The sequence below is a fragment of the Chitinophaga sp. GbtcB8 genome, assembly GCF_019091455.1.
Classification (GTDB): Bacteria; Bacteroidota; Bacteroidia; order Chitinophagales; family Chitinophagaceae; genus Chitinophaga.
In genome coordinates, this window is the sequence record NZ_JAGXJN010000035.1 from 16,126 (window position 1) to 39,024 (window position 22,899).

The 22,899-nt window shown below is 47.3% G+C and carries 19 protein-coding genes; 8 read left to right on the forward strand and 11 right to left on the reverse strand.

The genetic code is table 11. From position 1 onward, the window contains the following. The 8 genes from gmd to KVT36_RS24530 all read right to left on the reverse strand — a co-directional run bounded on the left by gmd (position 1) and on the right by KVT36_RS24530 (position 9,889). The gene (gene gmd / locus KVT36_RS24495; protein WP_217606088.1) at positions 1–1,113 is read right to left on the reverse strand and encodes a GDP-mannose 4,6-dehydratase; all 1,113 of its coding nucleotides are present in this window, start codon (positions 1,111–1,113) and stop codon (positions 1–3) included. Positions 1,114–1,163: 50 nt separating this feature from the next. Beyond that, positions 1,164–2,507: a UDP-glucose/GDP-mannose dehydrogenase family protein gene (locus KVT36_RS24500; protein WP_217606089.1), complete on the reverse strand. Its 1,344-nt coding sequence runs from the start codon at positions 2,505–2,507 to the stop codon at positions 1,164–1,166. Between the two features lie 159 nt (positions 2,508–2,666). After that, a complete protein-coding gene (locus KVT36_RS24505) occupies positions 2,667–3,608 on the reverse strand; it encodes a GDP-L-fucose synthase (RefSeq protein ID WP_217606090.1) in 942 nt (313 codons plus the stop codon). A 144-nt stretch (positions 3,609–3,752) separates the two neighbouring features. Beyond that, positions 3,753–4,769 carry a mannose-1-phosphate guanylyltransferase gene (locus KVT36_RS24510; protein WP_217606091.1) on the reverse strand — a complete coding sequence of 339 codons (1,017 nt, stop codon included), beginning with the start codon at positions 4,767–4,769 and terminating at the stop codon, positions 3,753–3,755. Between the two features lie 34 nt (positions 4,770–4,803). Continuing rightward, complete coding sequence (locus tag KVT36_RS24515) at positions 4,804–5,361, reverse strand: UpxY family transcription antiterminator (RefSeq protein ID WP_089914176.1); 558 nt, start codon at positions 5,359–5,361, stop codon at positions 4,804–4,806. A gap of 298 nt (positions 5,362–5,659) precedes the next feature. Then, positions 5,660–8,053, reverse strand: a complete 2,394-nt coding sequence (locus tag KVT36_RS24520; protein WP_217606092.1) for a tyrosine-protein kinase — start codon at positions 8,051–8,053, stop codon at positions 5,660–5,662. Positions 8,054–8,166: 113 nt separating this feature from the next. Next, the gene (locus tag KVT36_RS24525) at positions 8,167–8,976 is read right to left on the reverse strand and encodes a polysaccharide biosynthesis/export family protein (RefSeq protein WP_217606093.1); all 810 of its coding nucleotides are present in this window, start codon (positions 8,974–8,976) and stop codon (positions 8,167–8,169) included. Between the two features lie 226 nt (positions 8,977–9,202). Next, entirely contained in the window at positions 9,203–9,889 is a 687-nt protein-coding gene (locus tag KVT36_RS24530) for a response regulator transcription factor (protein WP_217606094.1), read from the reverse strand. A 561-nt stretch (positions 9,890–10,450) separates the two neighbouring features. Here KVT36_RS24530 and KVT36_RS24535 point away from each other — a divergent pair. The 3 genes from KVT36_RS24535 to KVT36_RS24545 are packed head-to-tail and all read left to right on the forward strand — an operon-like array spanning position 10,451 to position 13,018. Continuing rightward, complete coding sequence (locus KVT36_RS24535) at positions 10,451–11,521, forward strand: HAMP domain-containing sensor histidine kinase (RefSeq protein WP_217606095.1); 1,071 nt, start codon at positions 10,451–10,453, stop codon at positions 11,519–11,521. Continuing rightward, positions 11,518–11,883: a response regulator gene (locus tag KVT36_RS24540; protein ID WP_217606096.1), complete on the forward strand. Its 366-nt coding sequence runs from the start codon at positions 11,518–11,520 to the stop codon at positions 11,881–11,883. Before KVT36_RS24535 ends, KVT36_RS24540 begins: the two co-directional genes overlap by 4 nt. Before the next feature lie 58 nt (positions 11,884–11,941). Beyond that, complete coding sequence (locus KVT36_RS24545) at positions 11,942–13,018, forward strand: alpha/beta fold hydrolase (protein ID WP_217606097.1); 1,077 nt, start codon at positions 11,942–11,944, stop codon at positions 13,016–13,018. A gap of 47 nt (positions 13,019–13,065) precedes the next feature. Here the strand turns inward: KVT36_RS24545 and KVT36_RS24550 are convergent, their stop codons facing one another. From KVT36_RS24550 to KVT36_RS24560, 3 genes are all read right to left on the reverse strand, one after another. Then, positions 13,066–14,853: a gliding motility-associated C-terminal domain-containing protein gene (locus tag KVT36_RS24550; RefSeq protein ID WP_217606098.1), complete on the reverse strand. Its 1,788-nt coding sequence runs from the start codon at positions 14,851–14,853 to the stop codon at positions 13,066–13,068. A gap of 261 nt (positions 14,854–15,114) precedes the next feature. After that, positions 15,115–16,017 carry a hypothetical protein gene (locus tag KVT36_RS24555; RefSeq protein ID WP_217606099.1) on the reverse strand — a complete coding sequence of 301 codons (903 nt, stop codon included), beginning with the start codon at positions 16,015–16,017 and terminating at the stop codon, positions 15,115–15,117. A 127-nt stretch (positions 16,018–16,144) separates the two neighbouring features. Next, positions 16,145–17,128 carry an acyl transferase gene (locus KVT36_RS24560; RefSeq protein ID WP_254640182.1) on the reverse strand — a complete coding sequence of 328 codons (984 nt, stop codon included), beginning with the start codon at positions 17,126–17,128 and terminating at the stop codon, positions 16,145–16,147. A gap of 99 nt (positions 17,129–17,227) precedes the next feature. On the opposite strand from KVT36_RS24560, the gene KVT36_RS24565 reads away from it, so the two are divergent. The 5 genes from KVT36_RS24565 to bioB all read left to right on the forward strand — a co-directional run bounded on the left by KVT36_RS24565 (position 17,228) and on the right by bioB (position 22,617). Next, positions 17,228–17,683, forward strand: a complete 456-nt coding sequence (locus tag KVT36_RS24565; RefSeq protein WP_217606100.1) for a hypothetical protein — start codon at positions 17,228–17,230, stop codon at positions 17,681–17,683. A gap of 107 nt (positions 17,684–17,790) precedes the next feature. Further along, entirely contained in the window at positions 17,791–19,329 is a 1,539-nt protein-coding gene (locus KVT36_RS24570; protein ID WP_217606101.1) for an acyl-CoA carboxylase subunit beta, read from the forward strand. Positions 19,330–19,420: 91 nt separating this feature from the next. Further along, positions 19,421–20,257, forward strand: a complete 837-nt coding sequence (locus tag KVT36_RS24575; protein ID WP_217606102.1) for a UbiA family prenyltransferase — start codon at positions 19,421–19,423, stop codon at positions 20,255–20,257. A gap of 118 nt (positions 20,258–20,375) precedes the next feature. Continuing rightward, a complete protein-coding gene (locus KVT36_RS24580) occupies positions 20,376–21,476 on the forward strand; it encodes a M42 family metallopeptidase (RefSeq protein ID WP_217606103.1) in 1,101 nt (366 codons plus the stop codon). Positions 21,477–21,624: 148 nt separating this feature from the next. Then, positions 21,625–22,617: a biotin synthase BioB gene (gene bioB, locus KVT36_RS24585; protein WP_089912901.1), complete on the forward strand. Its 993-nt coding sequence runs from the start codon at positions 21,625–21,627 to the stop codon at positions 22,615–22,617. Positions 22,618–22,899: the final 282 nt, after the last annotated feature.

Consider the following 22,899-nt stretch of genomic DNA (forward strand, 5'->3'; position numbering starts at 1 on the left):
TTATTCAAATTGGTTCAATACTTTATAACCGGCATCTTTCAGTATTTTTTCCCGCTGGAATAATTCAATATCTGCCGCTACCATTTCCTTTACTAACGATGGCAGGTCGTATTTTGGTTTCCAGCCCAGCTTCATTTGTGCTTTGGTGGGGTCGCCGATCAGCAGGTCCACTTCCGTTGGGCGGTAATACCGCGGATCAATGGCTACTATTTCCTGACCGGGCTTTAATGCAGTTACGTGCGCGGCTACACTTTTAACGATGCCGGTTTCATTTTCCGCAGCGCCTTTAAAGGCCACTTCCACCCCGGCTTCTGCAAAGGCCATTTTAATAAAATCACGCACCGTGGTGGTGATACCGGTAGCTATTACATAATCTTCCGGCTGCTCCTGCTGCAATATCAGGTACATGGCTACCACATAATCTTTGGCATGGCCCCAGTCACGCCGGGCATCCAGGTTGCCCATAAACAGCTTATCCTGCATACCGGCTGCTATTTTGGCTACGGCCCGGGTAATTTTACGGGTCACAAAAGTTTCGCCGCGTAACGGGCTTTCATGGTTGAACAGGATACCGTTGCAGGCATACATACCATATGCTTCGCGGTAGTTCACTGTGATCCAGTATGCATACAGCTTAGCTACTGCATACGGGCTGCGGGGGTAAAAAGGAGTGGTTTCCTTCTGCGGTACTTCCTGTACTAAGCCATACAGCTCTGAAGTGCTGGCCTGGTAAATGCGGGTCTTTTTCTCCAGCTTCAGGATACGCAGGGCTTCCAGTAAACGTAAAGTGCCAATACCATCTGCATTTGCAGTGTATTCCGGAGTATCAAAGCTTACTTTCACATGGCTCATAGCAGCCAGGTTATAGATCTCATCGGGCTGTGTTTCCTGGATAATACGGATCAGGTTAGTACTGTCGGTCATATCACCGTAGTGTAAGCGAAAACGCACGTTATCGCTGTGCGGATCCTGGTACAGGTGATCAATACGTTCCGTGTTAATAAGGGATGCACGGCGCTTTACACCATGCACCATGTATCCCTTTTCCAGCAACAGCTCTGCCAGATAGGCGCCATCTTGTCCTGTGATACCGGTAATTAAGGCAACTTTCATATTCGATTTTATATTAATTATTAATGCTAAATTCTTAATTATTCATTCAACTAAACCAGTACAGTTGTACTGTTTGTGCGGGCCAAACCAATGCCGTAGTATATAAAGCCTTTCTTCTGCAGCACTACATCATCATAAATATTACGGCCGTCAAACACTACCGCTGCTTTCACGGAATCTTTAATGCGGTTCCAATCCGGCAGGCGGAACTCATTCCACTCTGTTACCAGCACTATGCCATCTGCACCATTGGCAGCATCATACAGGTCGGTACCCCAGGTTACGCGCTCGCCCAGCTCTTTCTTAGCTTCGTGCATAGCTACCGGATCAAACACCCGCACTTTTGCACCGGCGTTTAACAGCGCCTCTATCAGCACTATGGATGGCGCTTCACGCATATCATCCGTATTAGGCTTAAAGGATAAACCCCAGATGGCAAAAGTTTTGCCCTGCAGATCGCTCTCAAAATGACGGTCTATTTTGCTGAACATTACTTTCTTCTGATCTTCATTCACCGCTTCCACGCTTTCCAGTATGCGCATAGCGTGGCCATACTCTTTACCGGTACGTACCAGCGCCTTCACATCCTTGGGGAGGCAGGACCCGCCGTAACCAATACCGGGATATATAAAGCGGTCGCCTATACGCGGATCGCTGCCAATACCTTTACGCACCTTGTTCACATCCGCACCGGTCAGCTCACACAGGTTGGCAATATCATTCATGAAAGATATTTTGGTAGCCAGCATAGCGTTGGCGGCATACTTGGTCATTTCTGCAGAAGCAATGTCCATAAATACAATAGGACGGCCGTTCAGCACAAAGGGATGATACAGCTGCTCCAGCACCTGCTGCGCTTTTTCTGTGTTCACACCTACCACAATACGGTCGGGCTTCATAAAGTCAGCCACCGCAGCGCCTTCTTTCAGGAACTCAGGGTTAGAGGCTACATCATAATCCAGCAGCTGATCCCTTTCCTGTAAGGCCTGTTTAATGGCGCGGTTCACTTTCACAGCAGTACCAACCGGTACGGTGCTCTTGGTAACCACTACCAGGTAATTGGTCATAGAAGTACCTATCTCCTTAGCTACCTGCAGTACATATTTCAGGTCAGCGCTGCCATCTTCACCGGGAGGGGTGCCTACGGCAATAAATGCCAGCTCAGCACCCGGTATTACAGATGCCAGATCTGTGCTGAAGGACAGGCGGCCGTTCTGAAAGTTGCGGTGTACCACCTCTTCCAGGCCCGGCTCATATATGGGTAAAATTCCGTTCTGCAGATCTTTGATCTTGGCTTCATTCACATCCACACACACTACATTGGTGCCTACTTCTGCCAGGCAGGCGCCGGTTACTAATCCTACATATCCTGTTCCTACAACTATTACTTTCATTTTTCAGGTTGTTTTTGGGTACTCAATTATTAATTACGAATTGTCAATTACGAATTACGAAATGATGGATTATGTATTAATCTGTTATACGAATTAATCAATTACATTGTTCACTGTCCCACTTCATTCGTAATTCGTAATTGATAATCCGTAATTGTATTACGCCAGTTGTGTCTGTTTTTTCTTCAGGTAGTCCGCATAAGCCATTTCTATGCCATCTTTTAACCCGGTGCTGTGCTGCCAGCCCAGGCTATGCAGCTTAGCTACATCCATCAGCTTGCGGGGGGTGCCGTCCGGCATAGCGGTATCAAATACCAGCTCACCTTCAAAACCTATTACCTCTTTTACGGTTTCTGCCAGCTCGCGGATGGTCAGGTCTTCACCGGTACCAATATTTACCAGCTCCTTACCATCATAATGCAGCATCAGGTACACGCAGGCATCTGCCAGGTCATCGGCATACAGGAATTCGCGTTTAGGCGTGCCCGTACCCCATATAGTTACATTGGCTGCTTTGCTTTCCTTGGCTTCATGGAACTTGCGGATGAGCGCCGGCAGCTGATGTGAATTTTCAGGATGGTAGTTGTCACCTACGCCATACAGGTTGGTAGGCATAACGCAGATGAAGTTACAGCCGTATTGATCCCGGTAAGATTCGCACAGTTTAATACCGGCTATCTTGGTAATGGCGTAAGGTTCGTTGGTATATTCCAGGGGGCCTGTAAGCAGGCTGCTTTCCTGTAAAGGCTGGGGGGCCAGCTTGGGATAGATACAGGAACTACCCAGGAACATGAGTTTAGTAGCCTGCTGCTGGTAAGCTGCATGTATAATGTTAGCTTCCATGATCAGGTTATCATACAAAAATTCTGCACGGTAAGTGTTATTGGCGTGTATACCGCCTACTTTGGCTGCAGCCAGGAATATAAAGTCCGGCTTTTCTGCTGCAAAAAATTCATTTACAGCAGCCTGATTGCGCAGGTCCAGCTCTGCGGATGTGCGGGTAATAATATTCTGATAGCCTAAAGTTTCCAGTCTGCGCTTAATAGCACCACCCACCATTCCGCGATGGCCTGCGATGTAGATCTTATCCGTGAGTTTCATGTATAATTAATGATTAAGAATTAATAATGAATAATTTGAAGGAACTTTCCCAAGGGATTGAAAGTGATCAATACTAAGAGTTACAGCCATGGTAAAGGGACGTATTATTAATCCGGCAGCAGCGGTGTACATCGGTTTCTTGTACTACAATAATTCCGGTCTGTTCTCCTTCACCCATTGGTGCAGTTGTTTGATCTCCTGCCCTTTTCCTTTTTTCATGATCAGCAGCGCTTCCGGCGTGTTCACCACTACCAGGTTCTCTACCCCTACCAGCGCAACCAGCTTTTCTTTACCGATCACCATGTTATTACCGCTTTCAATAGATACGGCCTGGTGGTTATGGTATTGATAATGCTGTACCAGCGCCTGTGCCAGGGATTCATAGCTGCCTACATCGCTCCACTCCATTGTGCTGGGCACCACTTTTACCTTATTGCTTTTTTCCATTACTGCGTAGTCAATGCTGGTAGAAGGTATTTCTTCCATAGCAGCCAGACTTAGCTGGCCGGTACGCAGCCATTCATTGGCAGCAATGGCAGCTGTTTCATAAATTTCAGGCGCATACTTTTGCAGCTCCTGTAACAGGATGCCTGCTTTACAGCAAAAGATACCGCTGTTCCACAGGAAGTCGCCGCTCTGCAGCATGATGGTTGCATTTTCCAGATCAGGTTTTTCAACAAAACGGATCACATCATGCCCGCTGTATTGTATATAACCAAAACCGGTTTCCGGGTAAGTGGGCTGCAGGCCAATGGTTACCAGGCTATTGCCGGCAGCCAGCAGCTGGGCGGTTTCAATGGTTTGTGCGTAAATATCCGGAGTGCCTATCAGGTGGTCTGCAGGCGTGATCAGCAAAATAGTTTCCGGGGCAGATACAAAGGCTGCCAGGGCTATAGCGGCAGCCGTGTTGCGGCCTACGGGTTCGGCCAGCATACGCAGGTTGGTAGCGCCGGCATGTAACAGCTGTTCTTCCACCGTAGCGGAATGTTGTTCATTCACAATAGCCAGCACACTGTCACAGGCTACCTGGTTGCGCAGGTAAGCCAGCTGCAGTAAGCTGCTGCCATCAAACAGCGGTAACAGCTGTTTGGGCGTTTGTTTATTTGATAAGGGCCACAGGCGGGTTCCCGACCCGCCACATAATATGATATGCTGCATCATAGTTCTTATAGTAGTAATAATGGCTGTTGCCTGGTTATTGATGGTAAAGTCCCGCGTAAGGCGTTTCTGCTTCGCTGGGCACTGCATCACTGCCGATCAGGATCACTTCTGTAGTTGGCAAAGTAGCCACCAGCGTGTAACCCAGGCTGGATAACTGTGCCTTAACCGTGTTCCTTCCAACCTCAATGATCCTGCCGCGCTGGTGCATTAACGGACCTGATTTTACCTGGATCAGGTCATTTTCATGCAGCGGGAACTGCTCTACCGTTACATCCTTGTACTCGCGCAGAAAGCGTTTGATCAGCTCAATTTCATGATCAGGTATCATAGCCGGTTTACCCAGCCAGTACACGAAGTTCACAATGCCCTCCGTTTCGCGTACCACCCATTTCCTGCTTTCAGGTACTCTCACGAATACATAGGATTTAAATAAGGGTTCACTGATCACTTTGCGGCGGTCACTCCATTGGCGCTCTACGGGGCTCATGGGGCAATAATTTTCCACGCGCTTGCGGGTGAGCAGATCAGCCACTTTCTTTTCCCATCTTGCTTTGGTATATACTGCATACCAAGTTGACATTTCCTGTTGCATGGGCATCTCATTTAAAAGTTTAATACTCTGGTTAACATTGCGCAGTTTCTATAACGAGGGATTTCTAAAGACAATGGTAATGCCATTGAATGCATTCTCATACTATTCGGTTTTTTTCAATAAAGACTCGTTATATCTTCTTTCCGGAATAGCTTCGCTCTCTCACTCACATGAGGAGCCGTTGGCAGTGCTGTTCCGGATGATTTTAACTTTTGCAGCAGGTAAATCCTGCCGCTCTTATGTTCCGGATGTGGGAACAGGATATAGATCCTGGATCCCGCTTTTACACCCGTTGTTGTTATATGTTAAAAATCCCTTTCAAAAATTGTTTACGGCGGGTACCTTTTGCATCCTCAATATAGCCATAACCATAGCCATACCCGTTAGGTCCGTAACCCGTTACACCCCGCGGCTGAATACCGTTGAACACTAAGTTCAGGTTACCCAGCTCCTTACTCTGATACAGCTCGTTCACCATTTTCAGGTACAGCTTGGGCGTTATCTGGTGGCGGATCACATACAGCGTAGCATCGGCATAGGCAGCCAGCAGCCGCGCGTCTGTAACCAGGCCCACGGGGGCTGTATCAATGATCACATAGTCAAAACGTGCTTTCAGGTTAGTGATCAGCTTTTCCAGCTGACCATTTAATATAAGCTCTGTGGGATTAGGTGGTATTGCACCTGCCGGCAGTACAAAGAGATACTCGTTACCGGGCACAGGTTGCAGTATGCTTGCTATTTCCGCCTGTCCTACCAGGTAATTACTAATACCCGGTTCTCTGGACACGCCCAGCATTTTGCTGATCTGCGGTTTGCGCAGGTCAAACTCCAGCAGGGCTACCTTTTTCTTTACCAGTGATAAGCTGGTAGCCAGGTTAACGGATACGAAGCTTTTACCTTCGCCAGAAATGGATGACGTTACCAATAATGTTTTACGGTGGGAACTCCCGTTAGTGCCGTTGCCATTTAAGGAACCGTTCAGGTTATTCAGCCCTATGTAAGAGAGTGCCGTACGTAAGGTGCGGAACTGTTCTGCCACATAGCTGCGTTTACCTTCAGCTATCACTATCGGTTGCTTGTTCACATCCTGCAATATCTCTGCCAGAATTGGCGCTTGTGTAGCTTTTTCTATTTCTGCGCGTGAGGTCACCTCCCGCTTCATCATATCCCGCAGGGTAATAAGAGCGGCAATAAAAGCCAGGCCTGCAAATACCGCTATAGCAAGTACCAAAGGTTTCTTGGGGCTTACCGGAATGGCCAGCGCTTCTGCTGCGTCTACTATACGGCTGTCGGATACGGCAGCAGCAGATGCTACGGCTGTTTCCTCCCGCTTCTGTAACAGGAAAGTATAAATGTTATTCTTTATTTCCTGCTGACGGCTTACCTCAACAAAGGCCTTTTCCTTTTCCGGTACGCCTCTCAAAATGCCGTTATAGCGGCTGTTCTCCATTTGCAGCCTTGCCTGACCCGCCAGTGTATTAGAGCGCAGGTTACGGATGTTCTGCAGTATGGCGGGTTTCAGCTGTGCTTCCTGGCGGCGCAGGCTTTCCAGTAAAGGACTGTTCTCACCGGTGGTTTTGCGCAGTCTTTCCAGCTGCAGTTCTGTTTCAGAAAGTTTGCTTACCAGCTCCAGCATCACAGGGTCCGATAAACCCAGTGTAGCCGGTACCGTGCTTTCACCATCTTTGCGGCCTGCCACATAATGTTCTATAGAATCCAGCACGGAAAGCTGCATATTGCTTTCAGCCAGCTTGCGGTCATTTTCAGAAACGCTTTCCAGGAACAATTTGCTTTGCGCAGAAATATCTACTATCCCCTGTTGCTTTTTAAAAGTGGCTACCTGCGATTCTACCTGGCTCAGCTCCTGGTTCACAATACGCAGGCGGTCATCTACAAAAGCCATGGTATTGGAAGAGGTGCGGTTCTTATCTTCTATAGAGGCATTATTATATACCCTTACCAGCTCATTCAGAATATCTTCACCCCGCTCCGGCACCACATCGCTGTAGCCCAGGGAGATGATGGTACCTGCCTTGGTGGTGGGATCTACTTTCAGGCTGCTTTGTAGTAAACCGGCCAGTATCTTTTCACCGGCTATCCGTACAGTGTAGGTTTTACCGGTAATATCCACCGGTGTGCCGGGCTTGGGTGTGATCACCATTTTTCCCCACTGGGTAGAAACGGTATCATATAAAGGATAGGCCTTTTTACCCAATATTACGCGCTGGTGGGGGGCATCATAAACCATAGGTAATATGGTATATGCCATGGGCTTTACAGAATCCGGCTCCAGGAATTTAAATCTCACGGGGCTGGCATCATAAGCCACGATGTCCCTTACTTTACCTTTTACAGATACTTCTGCAAACAGGTTCAGGTTACGGATCACAGACCTGGCCAGTGTGCGGGATTTTATGATCTCGATTTCATTGTCAATTACTTTTTTGGAGCCTCCGATGTTCAGGGATTGCAGAATGTCTGCTTCGTCAATTCCTGTTTTTTCATCTTTTACCAGTAAGGTAGCAGATACATAATATACAGGCGTTGTATAACGGAGGTAAACAAACGCTATAGTAAGCGCTATGATCACCGACAGTAAAAACAGCGGCCAGTAGGGCAGGTATCGTTGTCTGATCAATGCCATCAGATCAACCTGTTCCTCCTGTTGCGCACGTCGGTTTGAGTGTTGCATGTTTGTTCCAGGCCTCATCAAATTGGTTTATTCAATATTTAAAAAACAATCTCGATATGGTTTCGCATGAATATGGTCTGGTTTTCCGGGTTGCTGCCAATAAATGGCTGCTTTTATCTCAGCACAAGCCTGTCAAGTATGATCACGACCAGTGACAGACTGCTGAAAACAATGGGTAATACTAGACGGCTTTTTTCACCGCTGTACTGTTTTGCCTTGTTAGGCTCAACATACACTACATCATTTGATTGCAGGTAATAATAAGGGGAGTTCAGGATGTTTTTGTCATTCAGGTTCAACCTTTTGATGACCCGTTGACCTTCCTGGTCCCTGATCAGCAGCACATTCTCTTTCTTACCATATACGGTAATATCACCTGCCATTCCAATAGCCTCCAGTATAGAAATTTTCTCGTTCGTTACATTCACTACGGTGGGCCTTGTTACTTCTCCCAGCAACGTTACCCTATAGTTCAGAAAGCGTACGCTTACCACCGGATCTACGAGCAGCTTACGCTGCACTAATTGATCATGTATATAATTGGTAAGCCCTTTCTTGGTTAATCCTTCTGCTTTAACGGCCCCCAGCACCGGGTATTGTATCAATCCCTGCTGGTCTACCAGGAAACCGCCCAAAGCGGCCATATTTCCTGATGAAGCACCGCCACCACCACCGGATGGTACTACCGTATTTGATGCATTATAAATAACAGCATCCTCCGGATTCAGACTGCTTACAGTGATCTGCAGCACATCATTCTTTTGTATCAGCGGTTCAAAATTCCCGTTTACTGTTATTGTAGTATCCCGTATGTCTTGTAAATAAAGTGTATGCTGCGGCGTACTGCACGATGCAAATAAAAAACTAACGATCATTAACCCTACAACAAGCAATTTTAAACTGGATTCCGTTCTCAGGTGCATTTTAATGTTTATGTTGTTTAAAGCTTTACACGTTTAAGATTGCATGGGGGACAGAGGCATCATTGTTTATCACTGTTGTTAACATCACATCACGATCATTATTTCACGCTACAATATTACTCCAACATGCCCCCGGTTACAACTACTTACTGAAGTATAAATACAACCTTCAGGTGATACCTCATTACTTATTAAAGTAGTGCGCTAAAACCGCGCCCCGCTTGCATTAAATAAATATTAAATTTATCATTGAAGCGCTCGATATCATTGCCACAAACCAGCTAAAAAGATTGTTGGACCAGATCTTTGAAATTAATTCTGACTTTGAGGCCACATTTAATTTCTGGTAGATCTTTTTCAGGTGCTGGTTTACGGTGAATACCGTTACAAAAAGTTTATCGGCCATTTCCTTGTAAGAGAACCCTTCCTTCAAAAGCGCCAGCAGCTCATATTCCCGCTTGGTAAGCTTATGCTTTATATTCTCCAGCGGATCTTTATTAATGTAGCTGATCAGCAGGTGCGCTGCCTTGGGCGATAAAGTGCCACCCTGGTTCACAGTATCCAGTATTGAGTGATAGATCTCCATCAGGCGGCTGGTCTTTATTATATAACCGCTGGCCCCTTTCTTAATAGATTCAATCACGTACTGTTTACCATCATGGCCGGAAAGCACAATGATCTTGGCTTCCGGGTAGGTTTGCTTTAGCTCCTGCATACCTTGTATGCCGGATTCGCCAGGCAGGGAAATGTCCAGTAGTATCACCTTTACATCCGGATTCTTAAAAGGCAAAGCCTTAAATTCTTCCATTGATTTGCAGGCAAACACTACCTTGCATTCCTGAAAATCCTCCAGGAACTCCTTGTAATTGTTCAGCTGAAAATGGTTGTCCTCTATGATTCCAATATTGATCATCGTAATAAGGGTAACAATTGATATGGACTTAATCGATATGGTTTTTCAATAATATAAGTCAAAGATAAAATCAAATTCCCAAAGAAAAAAGATCAAGTTCACACAACCTTGAAACTGTATTAATTATACGTTAAGTTTTATACGATTGCAAGATTGTTCACTCATTATAAAAAATTACATTTGACTTACTGTAGTTAAAAACTGTTCACCTTATTACGAAATGATATTGCTCTGCTCTTTTTCGATATTACTGGCATAAGTAGCTTGTTCTTTTTCCTGTTTGATGCAATCTGTGTGCCTGTTTTATTGGTTATGACCTTAAATGCCACATACACATTAACATTTTATGTGCATGCTTGATTTACTTGAATAATAATAGCGTCTGTATCAATTCCATTACATCGTCTCTTATCCAAAAAATAAAAAAACAAATTCTTTACTTATTTAAGTGATAACCTAAAACCATGCTTTTCTTCTAACAGTATGGTTTCAAATGTTTACTTTATTTTCGGGCATGTAATTAGCCATGTCTGAAAAATGAAACCTCAACAGTCAATTATCATGCCACACGACCTGCTCATAAGTACGCTTCCCTACCCTGTTGTGGTGCAGCAGCACCCGCAAAGCCAGGTGGTGTACGCCAATGAAGCAGCTAAGGCGCTTTGTAAACAATTAATTAACACGAAAAGGGAAGTATTGTTATCAGATATTAAGATAATTTTACATGACATTTGCCAGACTGAAGGAAACGGTTCCACTTTTGAAACCAGGCAACCTATCCCCGGTAAAAATACGCATCTATGGCTGGAGGTAACCACTACAACAGTAATGCAAGGCAAGGATCAATACAACGTATTTACTATTATTGACATTAGTGCTCGAAAATCCAAAGAATTATCCATGATCCAGTCCCTTGAAAAAGAAAAATCCCTCCATGAAATGAAATCCAATTTCATTTCCATGGCCTCCCACGAATTTAAAACACCGTTAACAGCCATCTCCTCTACCATAGACCTGCTGGAAACCAAGCTGCAGATGGATAACCTGCTGAACCCGTTCTACCAGCACAACATTTCCAAGATCTCATCCGAAATATTTAAGCTCAATACCATGCTGGATGAGATCCTCACCCTTAGCACCATTGTATCTAATAATATAGAGATCAAAAAACAGGCGGTGGATGTGGAGCAGGTAATTGCCGATATTAAATACCAATACTTTTCCGAACGCAAGGACGACCGGGTGCTGAACGTACAGGTATCCGGCGCCCGCCGTAAAATATATGCTGATAAGAACCAGCTGTCAAAGATCTTTACCAACCTGGTTGGTAATGCCTTTAAATATTCCACTGATAACCCGGTGCTGAAACTGCAGTTCCTGAAGAACAAGCTGGTGATCAAGGTAATGGATAAGGGCGTAGGTATTCCCCCGCAGGATATTCCCTACCTGTTCAACTCCTTTTACCGCGGCAGCAATGTAGATGGTATTGAAGGCACCGGCCTGGGCCTCTCTATAGTAAAGGATTTTGTTGAAAGGAACAACGGCACCATCCTTGTTGAAAGTGAAGAGAATAAAGGAACCTCATTTACCATTGTATTTAAATACCCGCCGGAAATTACGGCCCAGGCATGAATAGGACCATTCTGCTCATAGAAGATAAGCCCACCCTGTCGGATACGCTTAAAAGCCTGCTTGAACTATACCAGTACACTGTAATAGTGGCAGCTAACGGCGCAGAAGGTGTGCAGCAGGCCCGCCTGAACCACCCCGACCTGGTGATCAGCGACATATATATGCCCGTTTTGAACGGGTACGATATGCTGGAGCAGTTTAAACAGGATGTAACCCTGTGTAACATTCCCGTAATTATGCTTACCGCCAAAACTGAAATAGAAGAAATAGACATGGCCCTGCAAAAAGGCGCAGACGGTTATGTGACCAAACCCTTTGTTTTTAAGAACCTGCACGCTATTATCAAAAAATTCATTCAATAACTCCCCCGCTGGCATCTGAGCGGAATATGTATTATTTTAGGGGCTTACCCAGGTTCTTATGCAATACACATCCCTGCTGGCAGCCCTGCTCCTGTACTTTACCTTCAGCGCAAGCGCACAGCAAAACTATCCTGCACCTGCAGAAGGCACTTACCTTACCCGTAACTTTATATTTGAAAGCGGCGAAAAGCTGGATAGCCTGCGCCTGCATTATTATACCCTGGGCGCCCCGCAAAAGGATAAGAACGGGGTTGTAAAAAATGCAGTGCTCATCCTGCACGGCACCAGCTCCGCAGCGCGCAACTTTCTGAGCCCACAGTTTGCAGGCCAGCTGTTTGGCCCCGGCCAGCTGCTGGATGCTGCCAAGTACTTTATTATACTGGCAGATGGTATTGGCCATGGCAAGTCCAGCCGGCCCAGCGACGGCCTGCGCATGCAGTTCCCGAAGTATACCTATAACGATATGGTGAAAGCCCAGCACCTGCTGCTTACCCAACACCTGGACGTAAACCATTTACGGTTAATACTAGGCACCTCCATGGGCGCCATGCACGCCTGGGTATGGGGTTATACCTGGCCCGGTTTTACAGATGCCCTGATGCCCCTGGCCAGCGCACCGGCTGAAATTGCCGGCCGTAACCGCATGATGCGGAAAATGGCTATAGACCTTATTGAAATGGATCCTGCCTGGAACCATGGCAACTATACTTCCCAGCCGGTAATGGGCCTTGCCGGCGCTACCTCCTCCTTCTTTTTTATGAACAGCAGCCCCCTGCACCTGCAGGAAAGCGCCCCTACCCGGGAGCAGGCAGATGTGATGGCCGCTAAAATAAGGGAGGGTAACCTGCGCAGCCTGGATGCAAATGATGTGATCTATGCGCTGGAAGCTTCCCGCAACTATAACCCTGCGCCTTACCTGTCAAAAATAAAAGCCACGGTATTTGCAGTTAATTCTGCAGATGACGAAATTAACCCGCCGGAACTGGGCATCATGGAGCGGGAAATAAAAAAGGTACCAAAAGGGCGGTATATCTTATTACCGCTTACCGCCCGTACTTCAGGGCATGGTACCAACTCAATGCCTGCCGTATGGAATAATTACCTGCAGGAACTACTTCAGTTAACTCAACAGTAGCGGGTGGGGAGAATATTGCTGTGTCTGTCCCGAAATGTAGAAAAAAATCAACGTATAAGCGTAACCGTACCTTTAAGCTCCTGCGGGGTATTTCTGCCGTCCGTATAGGTACATATATAAACATAGGTCTGCTGGTCCTGCGCAGCGCCTTTATAGGTGCCATCCCAGCCGGTTTGCCAGTTATTACCCTCATAGATCACCATACCCCAGCGGTTAAAAATGCGGATGTGGTACTGGCTGATGTTGTCGTACACCCTGGGCCGGAACACATCATTACTTCCGTCGCCATTAGGGCTAAAGGCCGTGGGCATTATTAACGTGCAGTTATTATAGGGCGAGGTTACGGCCACCGTACCGCTTACGGTGCATACGCTCTGGTCTTTTACTTCATATGCATAATTACCTGGCGGCAGGTTAGCAAACACGCTGTCTGTTTGCCAGGGGCCGCCATTTAACCGGTAGGAGAATGGCGGTATGCCGCCCTGCTGTACCTGCGGTATCAGCTGCCCATTATTAGCGCCGCTGCAGCTGGCCGGCACCATGGTCACCTTCACCACGGGCAGCCGGTCCGCATCCACCGGTACAGCAGCGGTTCCGCTAAAGCTGCATTGATTGTTATCCAGCACTTCATAATGATAGGTGTTGGCAGCCAGGTTAGTGAACACACTGTCTGCCTGCCAGCTGCCATTACCAAGCCGGTAGCTAAAGGGTGGCGTACCTCCCTGCACATGCGGCACCAGCTGCCCGCTGCTATCATTCTTACAAATGGCCGGTGTTACGGCCACCTGGGTGGAAATAGGCGGCGGGGGCTGTACGTTTAATGCAAAAGTATCTGCACACAGCTGCTTATCCTGCACCACCAGCTGGTACTGGCCGGGCGCTACCTGCCGGAATGCCGGTGTATGGGAAGAATCGCCATTCAGGTAATAAACATAAGGCGGCACGCCCCCGGCAGCAGTAATATTGATCTGGCTTTGGTTATCACCGTAACAGGAGGACGTTGCTACTTTCGCATCTGCAGTAAAGCCGGAGCCAGGTACCGTTACCTGCTTTTGCACTACCAGTCCGTTAGCGGCTTTGGCGGTTACCTGGTAGCTGCCGGGCGCCAGCTTGGTAACAGCGGCTGTTTTGTAATTACCGGGGCTCCAGGTATAATCATAAGGCGCCTGCCCGCCGGTGATCTTAATAGAAGCAGTACCGGTATTACTGTTACTACAGGAGGGTGTGCTGCGCGTTTCCGTAACTACGGTCTGCTGAATTTCCTTTGACAGGCCATCGATCAGCAAAGCCACGCCCACCTTGCTTTTGTTACAGGGCAGCGTAGGGTATGCCCACAGGGAAATGTATTTATAATCTTTATGCGGGGTAAAAACCGCGGTATAGGCTTTCCAGTTCTGGTGGGTAAATGGCCCGGACGACCATAACATTTCTGCCGTATCCTTTGAGCTGCTGCCCCCAAAAATAGCCAGGTTGCCATAACAGGTATAAAAAGAATAAACGGTTACAAAGGCAAGGTTCAATGATAAAGTATAACGTAAACCTGCTTTCAATGGGCTTTTCAGCACTTGCGCCATACCCTCCACCTTATCAGGGCCGCTATGCATGCCTACAAAATGCTGCCCGTCAACCGGGGCCAGGGTAACCGAAAACATGCCGGGCTGCACATCCGGTGTGCCGCTTATTTTATACCAGCCATGCGGTACCACATCTTTCCCGGAAGGCGTGCCTTCCATAGATGGATTTTGCAGCGGTATGTTTTGTGCGCACAGTGGCAGCGTAATGCCAATAAGCAACAGGAACAGCAGTGTGATGATGCATAGGTTACGATCTTTCATAAAGACTGGTATGCGCCCTTACAACAGGGCGCGGTAATCATTCACTGTACAACAGCAAATAGCTCAGGTAATATGGTTATGATGCGGCTAAACCGCTCTTCTCTAATGTTGTGCTCCCATTAAGCGGGAATAATGAATCCGGTAAAAGTACAAATAAACGGATAGGGGAGTATTTACTACTTCCAGTAAAAACGGGGGGTTGTCTGTTAAGGTTTTCTTAAAAAGCCCTGCTGGCGGGCTCTTGCAAAGGTAAGTTGGGAATTATTTATTGATATCTGCAATATTTACTTTACGTGGCTCGCCGGTTATGATCTCTGTGGTGGTAGTATACACCCGGTCGCCATTACCATAATCCAGGTACATTTCCAGCGGTAATACCACGGGCGCGTAAGATCCTTCAATGCGCATTTTCTCAATCTGGATCTTGTACTTATCCGGTATTAAACCATAGGCATGGAACAGGGTATGCGGTTCCATAGGGATCCATACATGTGCGGTAATAAGGGAATGATTGGTGCCTTTTGCATTTACGCGGGGATCATCTTTTGTGTTCTGCGCCACATATTCCTCACAGGCCACACCGGCTACTACCTTTTTGGCACCGGTTTTTATAAGCTGGCTCAGGTAGCCGGTTTCACCGGGAAATACAGGTTCCATATTTTCCAGATCCAGCTTTTCTTTATCACCGCTGGCTACTTTGTTAATAGCGGTAATGCTCAGCTGTGATTCCCGCTGAAAATCTGCATAAAAGTGATAACGTGCAGAGGTGCTTTTGCTAAGCATTTGTATGCTGAACTGCGGGGCCTTGCTGCTGTAGTAGATCACAATATCCTGCCCGCCGTCTGCTATTACCTGGTTGCCCTGCAGGGCAGTGCTTTCCTGGTACACAGCTACATCAAATTCGTAGGTAGAGTCAATGGTCACTGCATCATCGCCGCCAATGATCAGGGATGGATCATGTTTATGCGCAGCTGCTGCTTTCAGCGGATCGCCCTCCGCTTCTTCTTCTCCTTCAGCTTTTGCATGGGCGGTTTCATTACCGGCAGGTACTTCGGTAGTACTTTTGGTGCCTTTTATTTTATCTGTCATTTTCTTTAACCACTGGGCCTGCACGGGAACGCAGCATATGGTTAACCATATCAACAAGAGTAGCGGCTTTTTCATAGGAATATTTCAGGAGGCAAGATACAAATTATAAAAATATAAAATGTAACGCTGATAAAATCACCTCCAATGCCCATGGCGCCATTACCAGCCCGCAGGGGTAACCAGCCAGTGGCCGGCCTGCCGGTCAGCTCACCATCAGGCTGCAGCCGCGCAGCGCGGAATTATCCAGGCGGCCCAGCACCTCAAAGCTGCCATCTGCATGCAGCCTGCCAATATCTTCTGTGGCAATAAACGCGCACGAATACACGTTGGCCAGGTCTATTACATTTATTACACCGGCAGCCTGCGTGGTAAATAGCTGGAAGGGGTCATTTTCATCGCGCAGCAATATCTTCATCCAGGGCGGGGTATTAAAAATGCCCTTGCCGTATGAGTAGGCTTGCGACAGCAGCTCCGTCATACCATATTCCGCATGCACCGCGCTTACGCCCAGCCTTTCCTGTAAAAAGGCATGCACCTGTTCGCGGGTCCACTCCTCCCGCCGGCCTTTCATACCGCCGGTTTCCATTACAATGGTATGCTGCAGGGAAAGCCGGTATTTTTCTGCAAAGTCCAGCAGGCCAAAGGTTACGCCTATCAGCAGCACCTTTTGCCCGCGGGCTTCCAGCTCCTGCAGCTGGGCATACAGCTTTTCATGCTCATACAGGTAAAAACCGCTGCCGGCATGGCCGCTGCGGCGTATCATTTCCTGCACCATTACTACCAGCGAGGAGTGTTTACGTTCCAGGTAAGAGGGCAGCAAACCCACAACCACATAATCCGTTACCGGGCCGTAAAACTGCTCAAAGGCCGTTATAAAACTGCGTTCATACAAGCCCGCATCTTTTACCAGGTGACGGCTGTTAATGGTTTGCGTAGTACCGCTGCTTTCAAACACTAATTCCGGTTCAAACTGCCCACATACCACGGCATGCGTTTTAAAGAACTGTATGGGTAAAAAAGGAATATCCGTAAGGGTTTGTACATGCTGCGGCTGTATATGCAGCGCATCTGTATACGCCTGGTACAGGGCATTGTGCCGGTATTGGTAACGGAATAGCTCCAGCGCGGCGGGGGTAAGGTCTGCCGCCTGCATATTAAAATCGGGTACCGGTGTGTTACCGTTCATGTATCACTTTTAAAAACCGCACAAAGTTACGGCGGCTCAGGTAACAAAAGGCAGGCAAAACGCGTTATTAATATAAATAAATTAACGTACGTTTGTTATATGAAGAAAATACTTTTATTATCCACGGTAGTTTGCCTGATTTTCATGGCCTGTTCAAAGGATGGCGGATCAGGTACCAAACCAACGATAACCTTCAAGTCTTATTCTATCCCTTTTATTGTTGACAGCCTGGTAGATCAGTTTGACGCTACTTTCCAGGTTACAGACGGCGACGGGGACATTCAGAACAAATTCAATTTCCGCATAATTTTAGACAGTGATCCCTCCACCCTGGAAGACTCTGTTTTTGAACCCCGGCAAATGCCGGAAATAGGCGCCCACAAAGGCAGTAAAGTAGATGCAGAAGTAATTTATACCCTGCTGGCATCCGATTTTAAGTTCTATGATCCCAATACCAAACCGGATAGCATGCGCATGCAGGTGTTTATAGTGGATGATGCAGGACATAGCAGCGATACCATTACCACTCCCAAGCTGGCAATACTGAAAAATTAGTTCCAAAATATTTCACGTAGTTTGTGAAAGGATTCCTTTTTTACGGGAATCCTTTTATTTTTTAGCTTTACCCACTTTTTAAAGGCACCATCGCAAACAACTCACGTATGGATAAAACTGCACAACTACACAATAAGATAGCGGAAGCAGCCCTGGGCGGCGGCGAAACCCGGATAACATCCCAGCATAAAAAGGGTAAGCTTACAGCCCGCGAAAGACTGCAGCTGCTGCTGGATGAAGGCTCTTTTGAGGAGCTGGATATGCTGGTAGCTAACCGCAACCGCGGCCTTACCGCCGAACAGGAGCAGTTCCTGGGCGATGGGGTGGTAACCGGTTACGGCACCATTCACGGCCGGCTGGTATACGTGTTTTCCCAGGACTTTACTGTATATGGCGGCAGCTTATCAGAACCGCATGCCCGTAAGATCTGCAAGGTAATGGACCTGGCTATGCAGAACGGTGCGCCCATGATAGGTTTAAATGACAGCGGCGGCGCGCGCATACAGGAAGGGGTGGTAAGCCTGGGTGGTTATGCAGATATCTTTTACCGCAACACCCGCGCATCCGGCGTAATACCGCAAATATCCGCAGTAATGGGCCCCTGTGCCGGCGGCGCAGTATACTCCCCTGCCATTACAGATTTTATACTGATGGTGGAGCAAACCTCTTACATGTTTGTAACAGGGCCCAACGTAGTAAAAACCGTTACGCATGAAGAGGTAACGGCCGAAGAGCTGGGCGGCGCACAAACACATGCCACCAAAAGCGGCGTTACGCACTTTGCCTGTAATAATGAAGTAGAATGTATCCAATATATAAAACGCCTGTTAAGTTATGTGCCGCAGAACTGTGAGGAAGATGCGCCGGTATACCCCTACGAACCGGCAGATGAGAACCGGGAAGCGCTTAACAACATTATTCCCGAACATCCCAACCAGCCCTATGATATGAAGGAGGTGATTGCGCAGATCACCGACACTGACAGCTTTTTTGAAGTGCACCAGGGTTTTGCAGAGAACATTATTGTAGGTTTTGCGCTGATAGGTGGCCGCAGCATAGGCATTGTAGCCAACCAGCCCGCGCACCTGGCCGGTGTGCTGGACATACATGCCTCTGTAAAAGGCGCCCGCTTTACCCGCTTTTGCGATGCATTTAATATTCCGCTGTTAGTGCTGGTAGATGTGCCGGGCTTTTTACCAGGTACAGACCAGGAATGGAATGCCATTATCACTAACGGCGCTAAATTGTTGTATGCGCTGAGTGAAGCAACGGTGCCCAAAATAACCGTTACTACCCGCAAAGCCTATGGCGGCGCGTATTGCGTAATGAACTCCAAACATATTGGCGCTGATCTGAACTTTGCTTTTCCGCAGGCAGAAATAGCGGTAATGGGCCCCAAAGGCGCGGTAGAGATCATTTTTAAACGGGAAATAGATGCCGCCCCGGATCCGGAAGCGCGTATGAATGCGCTGGTGGCAGATTATACAGAACGTTTTGCCAACCCTTACCTGGCTGCAGAAAAGGGTTATATTGATGAAGTGATCATCCCTGGCCAAACCCGTATTAAACTAATGAAAGGCTTTAAAATGCTGGAGAATAAAGTGGTGAACATGCCCAGGAAAAAACACGGCAACATTCCTTTATAATGTACAAAGTACAGGTATGCGAATGTGCAAATGATTATAAATTGCAGCGTTAAATTTGCACATTTGCATTTTTGCACACCGCACATTAACTATGTTACGCTCAATATTTAATTTTTTACTTTTTAGCTCTATCTATATTTCCCTGTGCGCAGTACTAATGGTATGGCAAACCAATGCGCTGCTGGGATTGCATTACGACTATTTCACGTACAATGCCTTTGTTTTCTTTTCCAGCATTTGCAGCTATAATTTTCACTGGTACCTTACACCGGCTGAATACTCTACCTCGCAGCGCATTCTATGGGGCGCACGGCACAGGACCCTGATGGTGGTGTTTTACCTGGCAGGGGCGGTAGGTGCGCTCTTTTTCTTCTGGCAGCTAAAGGAACACTGGCTGCCGCTGGCCGGTGGCGCGGTGCTTACCTTTCTTTACACGGCGCCCAAGCTGCCGCAGCGCATTTTTGTATGGCTGCGTACCATCGCTATCGGCAAAACACTGTTCCTTACTTTTGTATGGACCTATGTAAGCACCCTGCTGCCGGTGTTCATAGCCGGTACGCCGGTTACCGCGGCCGTTATTTACCTTACACTGCACCGTTTTTTCCTCATCTACGCCATCTGCATTTTGTTTGATTACCGGGATGTGGAGTCTGACAAAAAAGAAGGCATCCGCAGCCTGATCACTATTCTTTCAGAGCAACAGCTGTTCTTGGTATACTATATATCCCTGCTGCTGGCAGCTGTAAGCGCCTTGCTGTTATGGCCTTTTACAACGCCCACCGTGATTGGTACCTTACTGGCGCCGGTGCTTATTACCGGTTTGCTTACCCGAAATGCAAAGTATAACCGCTCTGACTATATGTACTATTTTGTACTGGATGGATTGATGATGCTGTCAGCCCTGCTGCACCTGGCTATTAGCCTTTAGCCATTGGCTTTTAGCTTTTAGCAGAACATCATCACCAAATGCCAACCGCTAAAAGCTAATAGCTAAAAGCCAACTGCTAAATGTATTTTCCTATTTTTGCCGGATAATCATGCAGAACATGGCTAAAAAACAAAAAACCGTACTGACTAAAGAATCAATGACCTTTCTGAAGAATTACCTGAACAATCCCTCCCCTACAGGGTTTGAGAAGGAAGGTCAGAAAATGTGGCTGCAGTACATGCAACCCTATATTGATGAGCAGATCGTAGATGCCTATGGCTCTGCAGTAGGTATCATTAACCCGGATGCGCCTTTTAAAGTGGTGATTGAAGCCCATGCAGATGAGATCTCCTGGTTTGTGAACTACATTTCAGCAGAAGGTTTGATCTATGTGATCCGTAATGGTGGCTCTGATCAGCAGATAGCGCCCTCCAAGCGGGTGAACATTCATACAGAAAAAGGTATTGTAAAAGCCGTATTCGGCTGGCCTGCCATTCATACCCGTAACCGCAACCCGGAAGGTAAAGAGCCGCAACCCAAGGTGGATAATATTTTCCTGGATTGCGGCGCCCGCTCCAAGAAAGAGGTGGAAGACCTGGGTATTCATGTAGGCTGCGTGATCACCTTTGAAGATGGTTATGAAGAGCTGAACTACGACTATATTATTTGCCGCGCTATTGATAACCGTATTGGCGGTTTTATGATAGCAGAGGTGGCCCGCCTGCTGAAAGAAAATAAGCAGCAGCTGCCCTTTGGCCTGTACATTGTAAATGCCGTGCAGGAAGAAGTAGGCCTGCGGGGCGCAGAAATGATAGCCAAACGTATTAAGGCCAATGTGGCCATTATTACGGATGTAACGCACGATTCCACCACCCCCATGATCAATAAGAACGTGGAAGGCGAGATCCGTTGCGGCAATGGCCCCAGCATTACCTACGGCCCTGCGGTGCATAACATTCTCCGCGACCTGATCATTAAAACCGCGCAAAAGCACGATATTCCTTTCCAGCGCCATGCCGTAAGCCGCAGCACCGGTACCGATACAGATGCCTTTGCATATTCCAATGACGGTACCCCCTCTGCCCTTATCAGCCTGCCGCTGCGCTACATGCATACCACCGTTGAAATGGTAAAGAAAGAGGATATTGAGAACACCATTATGCTCATTTACCATACGCTGCTGGGCATTACGCCCAAGACGAATTTTAAATACCTGTGAGCAGAAAGCGCAAAGCAGAAAGCATAAAGCTTAAAGCCCGGCACGTCTAATGCATTGAGCTTTATGCTTTGAGCTTTCAGCTTTCAGCTTTAAGCTTTGCGCTTTATGCTTTTTTCCGTACGTTTGCTTCCTATTAAATATTATACTTATGCAAGATGTGCAGATCCGTCATGACTGGACCATTGAAGAAATAAAAGCTATCTATAATACTCCGCTGCTGGAACTGATATTCCGCGCTGCCAGCGCACACCGCCAATACCAGGATACTGCAGAAGTACAGGTTTGTACCCTGCTGTCCATTAAAACCGGCGGCTGCTCCGAAGATTGTGCGTACTGCCCCCAGGCCGCCCGTTATAATACTGATATTAAAGTACATGGCCTGCTGCAGAAAGATACTGTGCTGGAATATGCCCGTAAAGCCCGGGAAGCCGGATCCACCCGCTTTTGCATGGGCGCTGCCTGGCGCGAGGTACGCGATAACCGCGACTTTGACCGTGTGCTGGATATGGTAAAAGGTGTTAATGAGCTGGGCATGGAAGTATGCTGTACCCTGGGTATGCTTACGGAAGAACAGGCTAAGAAACTGGCAGATGCCGGTTTGTACGCCTACAACCACAACCTGGATACCTCAGATGAATATTATAGCGAGATCATTACCACCCGTACTTACGACGACCGCCTGCAAACGCTGGATAATGTGCGCAAAGCCGGCGTAAGCGTATGCTGCGGCGGTATTATTGGCCTGGGCGAAACCCATGAGGACCGCATTAAAATGCTGCACACCCTCAGCAACCTGCCCCAGCATCCTGAATCAGTGCCCATTAATGCGCTTACCCGCGTAAAAGGCACGCCGCTGGAACATATGCCTAAAGTAGAATTCTGGGATATGGTGCGCATGATAGCCACCACCCGCATCCTGATACCCAGCGCCATGGTACGCCTGAGCGCCGGCCGTGCAGAGATGAGCGTATCTGAACAGGCCCTGTGTTTTATGGCAGGCGCCAACTCCATCTTTACCGGTGAGAAGCTGCTGACCACAAAAAATCCTTCTTTTGAAGAAGACCATATGATGTTTGAGCTGCTGGGATTAAAAGCCAGGGAAGCTTTTAAAGAAGAGAAGGAAACCGCTGCTGCCTGTTAAAATGTAATGACTAAAAATAGGGGCTGACCAAAAAGTAAAAAAGCGCTTTTAGGTCGGTCCATTTTTTTGAGTGTATTTTGATGATTAGAAAGGTATGATGATATCATACATTTTACAGTAAAGGATTGGGCAATCAATAAGTTTTACAGCACCTCATAATTGTTTTACAGACGGTATACAGAAAGGTTTATGAAATAGATGCTGAATTGTAACAGCAGTATGCCGGGAAAATCTGCAAAGAAATAGGGCCGACCTTTTAGGTCAGCCTCCTATTTGAGATTG

Bases quoted from the DNA above. Each gene is read 5' to 3' on its own strand.
- gmd (WP_217606088.1), bottom strand. From the start codon at position 1,113: ATGAAAGTTGCCTTAATTACCGGTATCACAGGACAAGATGGCGCCTAT.
- KVT36_RS24500 (WP_217606089.1), bottom strand. From the start codon at position 2,507: ATGAAAGTAATAGTTGTAGGAACAGGATATGTAGGATTAGTAACCGGC.
- KVT36_RS24505 (WP_217606090.1), bottom strand. From the start codon at position 3,608: ATGAAACTCACGGATAAGATCTACATCGCAGGCCATCGCGGAATGGTG.
- KVT36_RS24510 (WP_217606091.1), bottom strand. From the start codon at position 4,769: ATGATGCAGCATATCATATTATGTGGCGGGTCGGGAACCCGCCTGTGG.
- KVT36_RS24515 (WP_089914176.1), bottom strand. From the start codon at position 5,361: ATGCAACAGGAAATGTCAACTTGGTATGCAGTATATACCAAAGCAAGA.
- KVT36_RS24520 (WP_217606092.1), bottom strand. From the start codon at position 8,053: ATGCAACACTCAAACCGACGTGCGCAACAGGAGGAACAGGTTGATCTG.
- KVT36_RS24525 (WP_217606093.1), bottom strand. From the start codon at position 8,976: ATGCACCTGAGAACGGAATCCAGTTTAAAATTGCTTGTTGTAGGGTTA.
- KVT36_RS24530 (WP_217606094.1), bottom strand. From the start codon at position 9,889: ATGATCAATATTGGAATCATAGAGGACAACCATTTTCAGCTGAACAAT.
- KVT36_RS24535 (WP_217606095.1), top strand. From the start codon at position 10,451: ATGCCACACGACCTGCTCATAAGTACGCTTCCCTACCCTGTTGTGGTG.
- KVT36_RS24540 (WP_217606096.1), top strand. From the start codon at position 11,518: ATGAATAGGACCATTCTGCTCATAGAAGATAAGCCCACCCTGTCGGAT.
- KVT36_RS24545 (WP_217606097.1), top strand. From the start codon at position 11,942: ATGCAATACACATCCCTGCTGGCAGCCCTGCTCCTGTACTTTACCTTC.
- KVT36_RS24550 (WP_217606098.1), bottom strand. From the start codon at position 14,853: ATGAAAGATCGTAACCTATGCATCATCACACTGCTGTTCCTGTTGCTT.
- KVT36_RS24555 (WP_217606099.1), bottom strand. From the start codon at position 16,017: ATGAAAAAGCCGCTACTCTTGTTGATATGGTTAACCATATGCTGCGTT.
- KVT36_RS24560 (WP_254640182.1), bottom strand. From the start codon at position 17,128: ATGAACGGTAACACACCGGTACCCGATTTTAATATGCAGGCGGCAGAC.
- KVT36_RS24565 (WP_217606100.1), top strand. From the start codon at position 17,228: ATGAAGAAAATACTTTTATTATCCACGGTAGTTTGCCTGATTTTCATG.
- KVT36_RS24570 (WP_217606101.1), top strand. From the start codon at position 17,791: ATGGATAAAACTGCACAACTACACAATAAGATAGCGGAAGCAGCCCTG.
- KVT36_RS24575 (WP_217606102.1), top strand. From the start codon at position 19,421: ATGTTACGCTCAATATTTAATTTTTTACTTTTTAGCTCTATCTATATT.
- KVT36_RS24580 (WP_217606103.1), top strand. From the start codon at position 20,376: ATGGCTAAAAAACAAAAAACCGTACTGACTAAAGAATCAATGACCTTT.
- bioB (WP_089912901.1), top strand. From the start codon at position 21,625: ATGCAAGATGTGCAGATCCGTCATGACTGGACCATTGAAGAAATAAAA.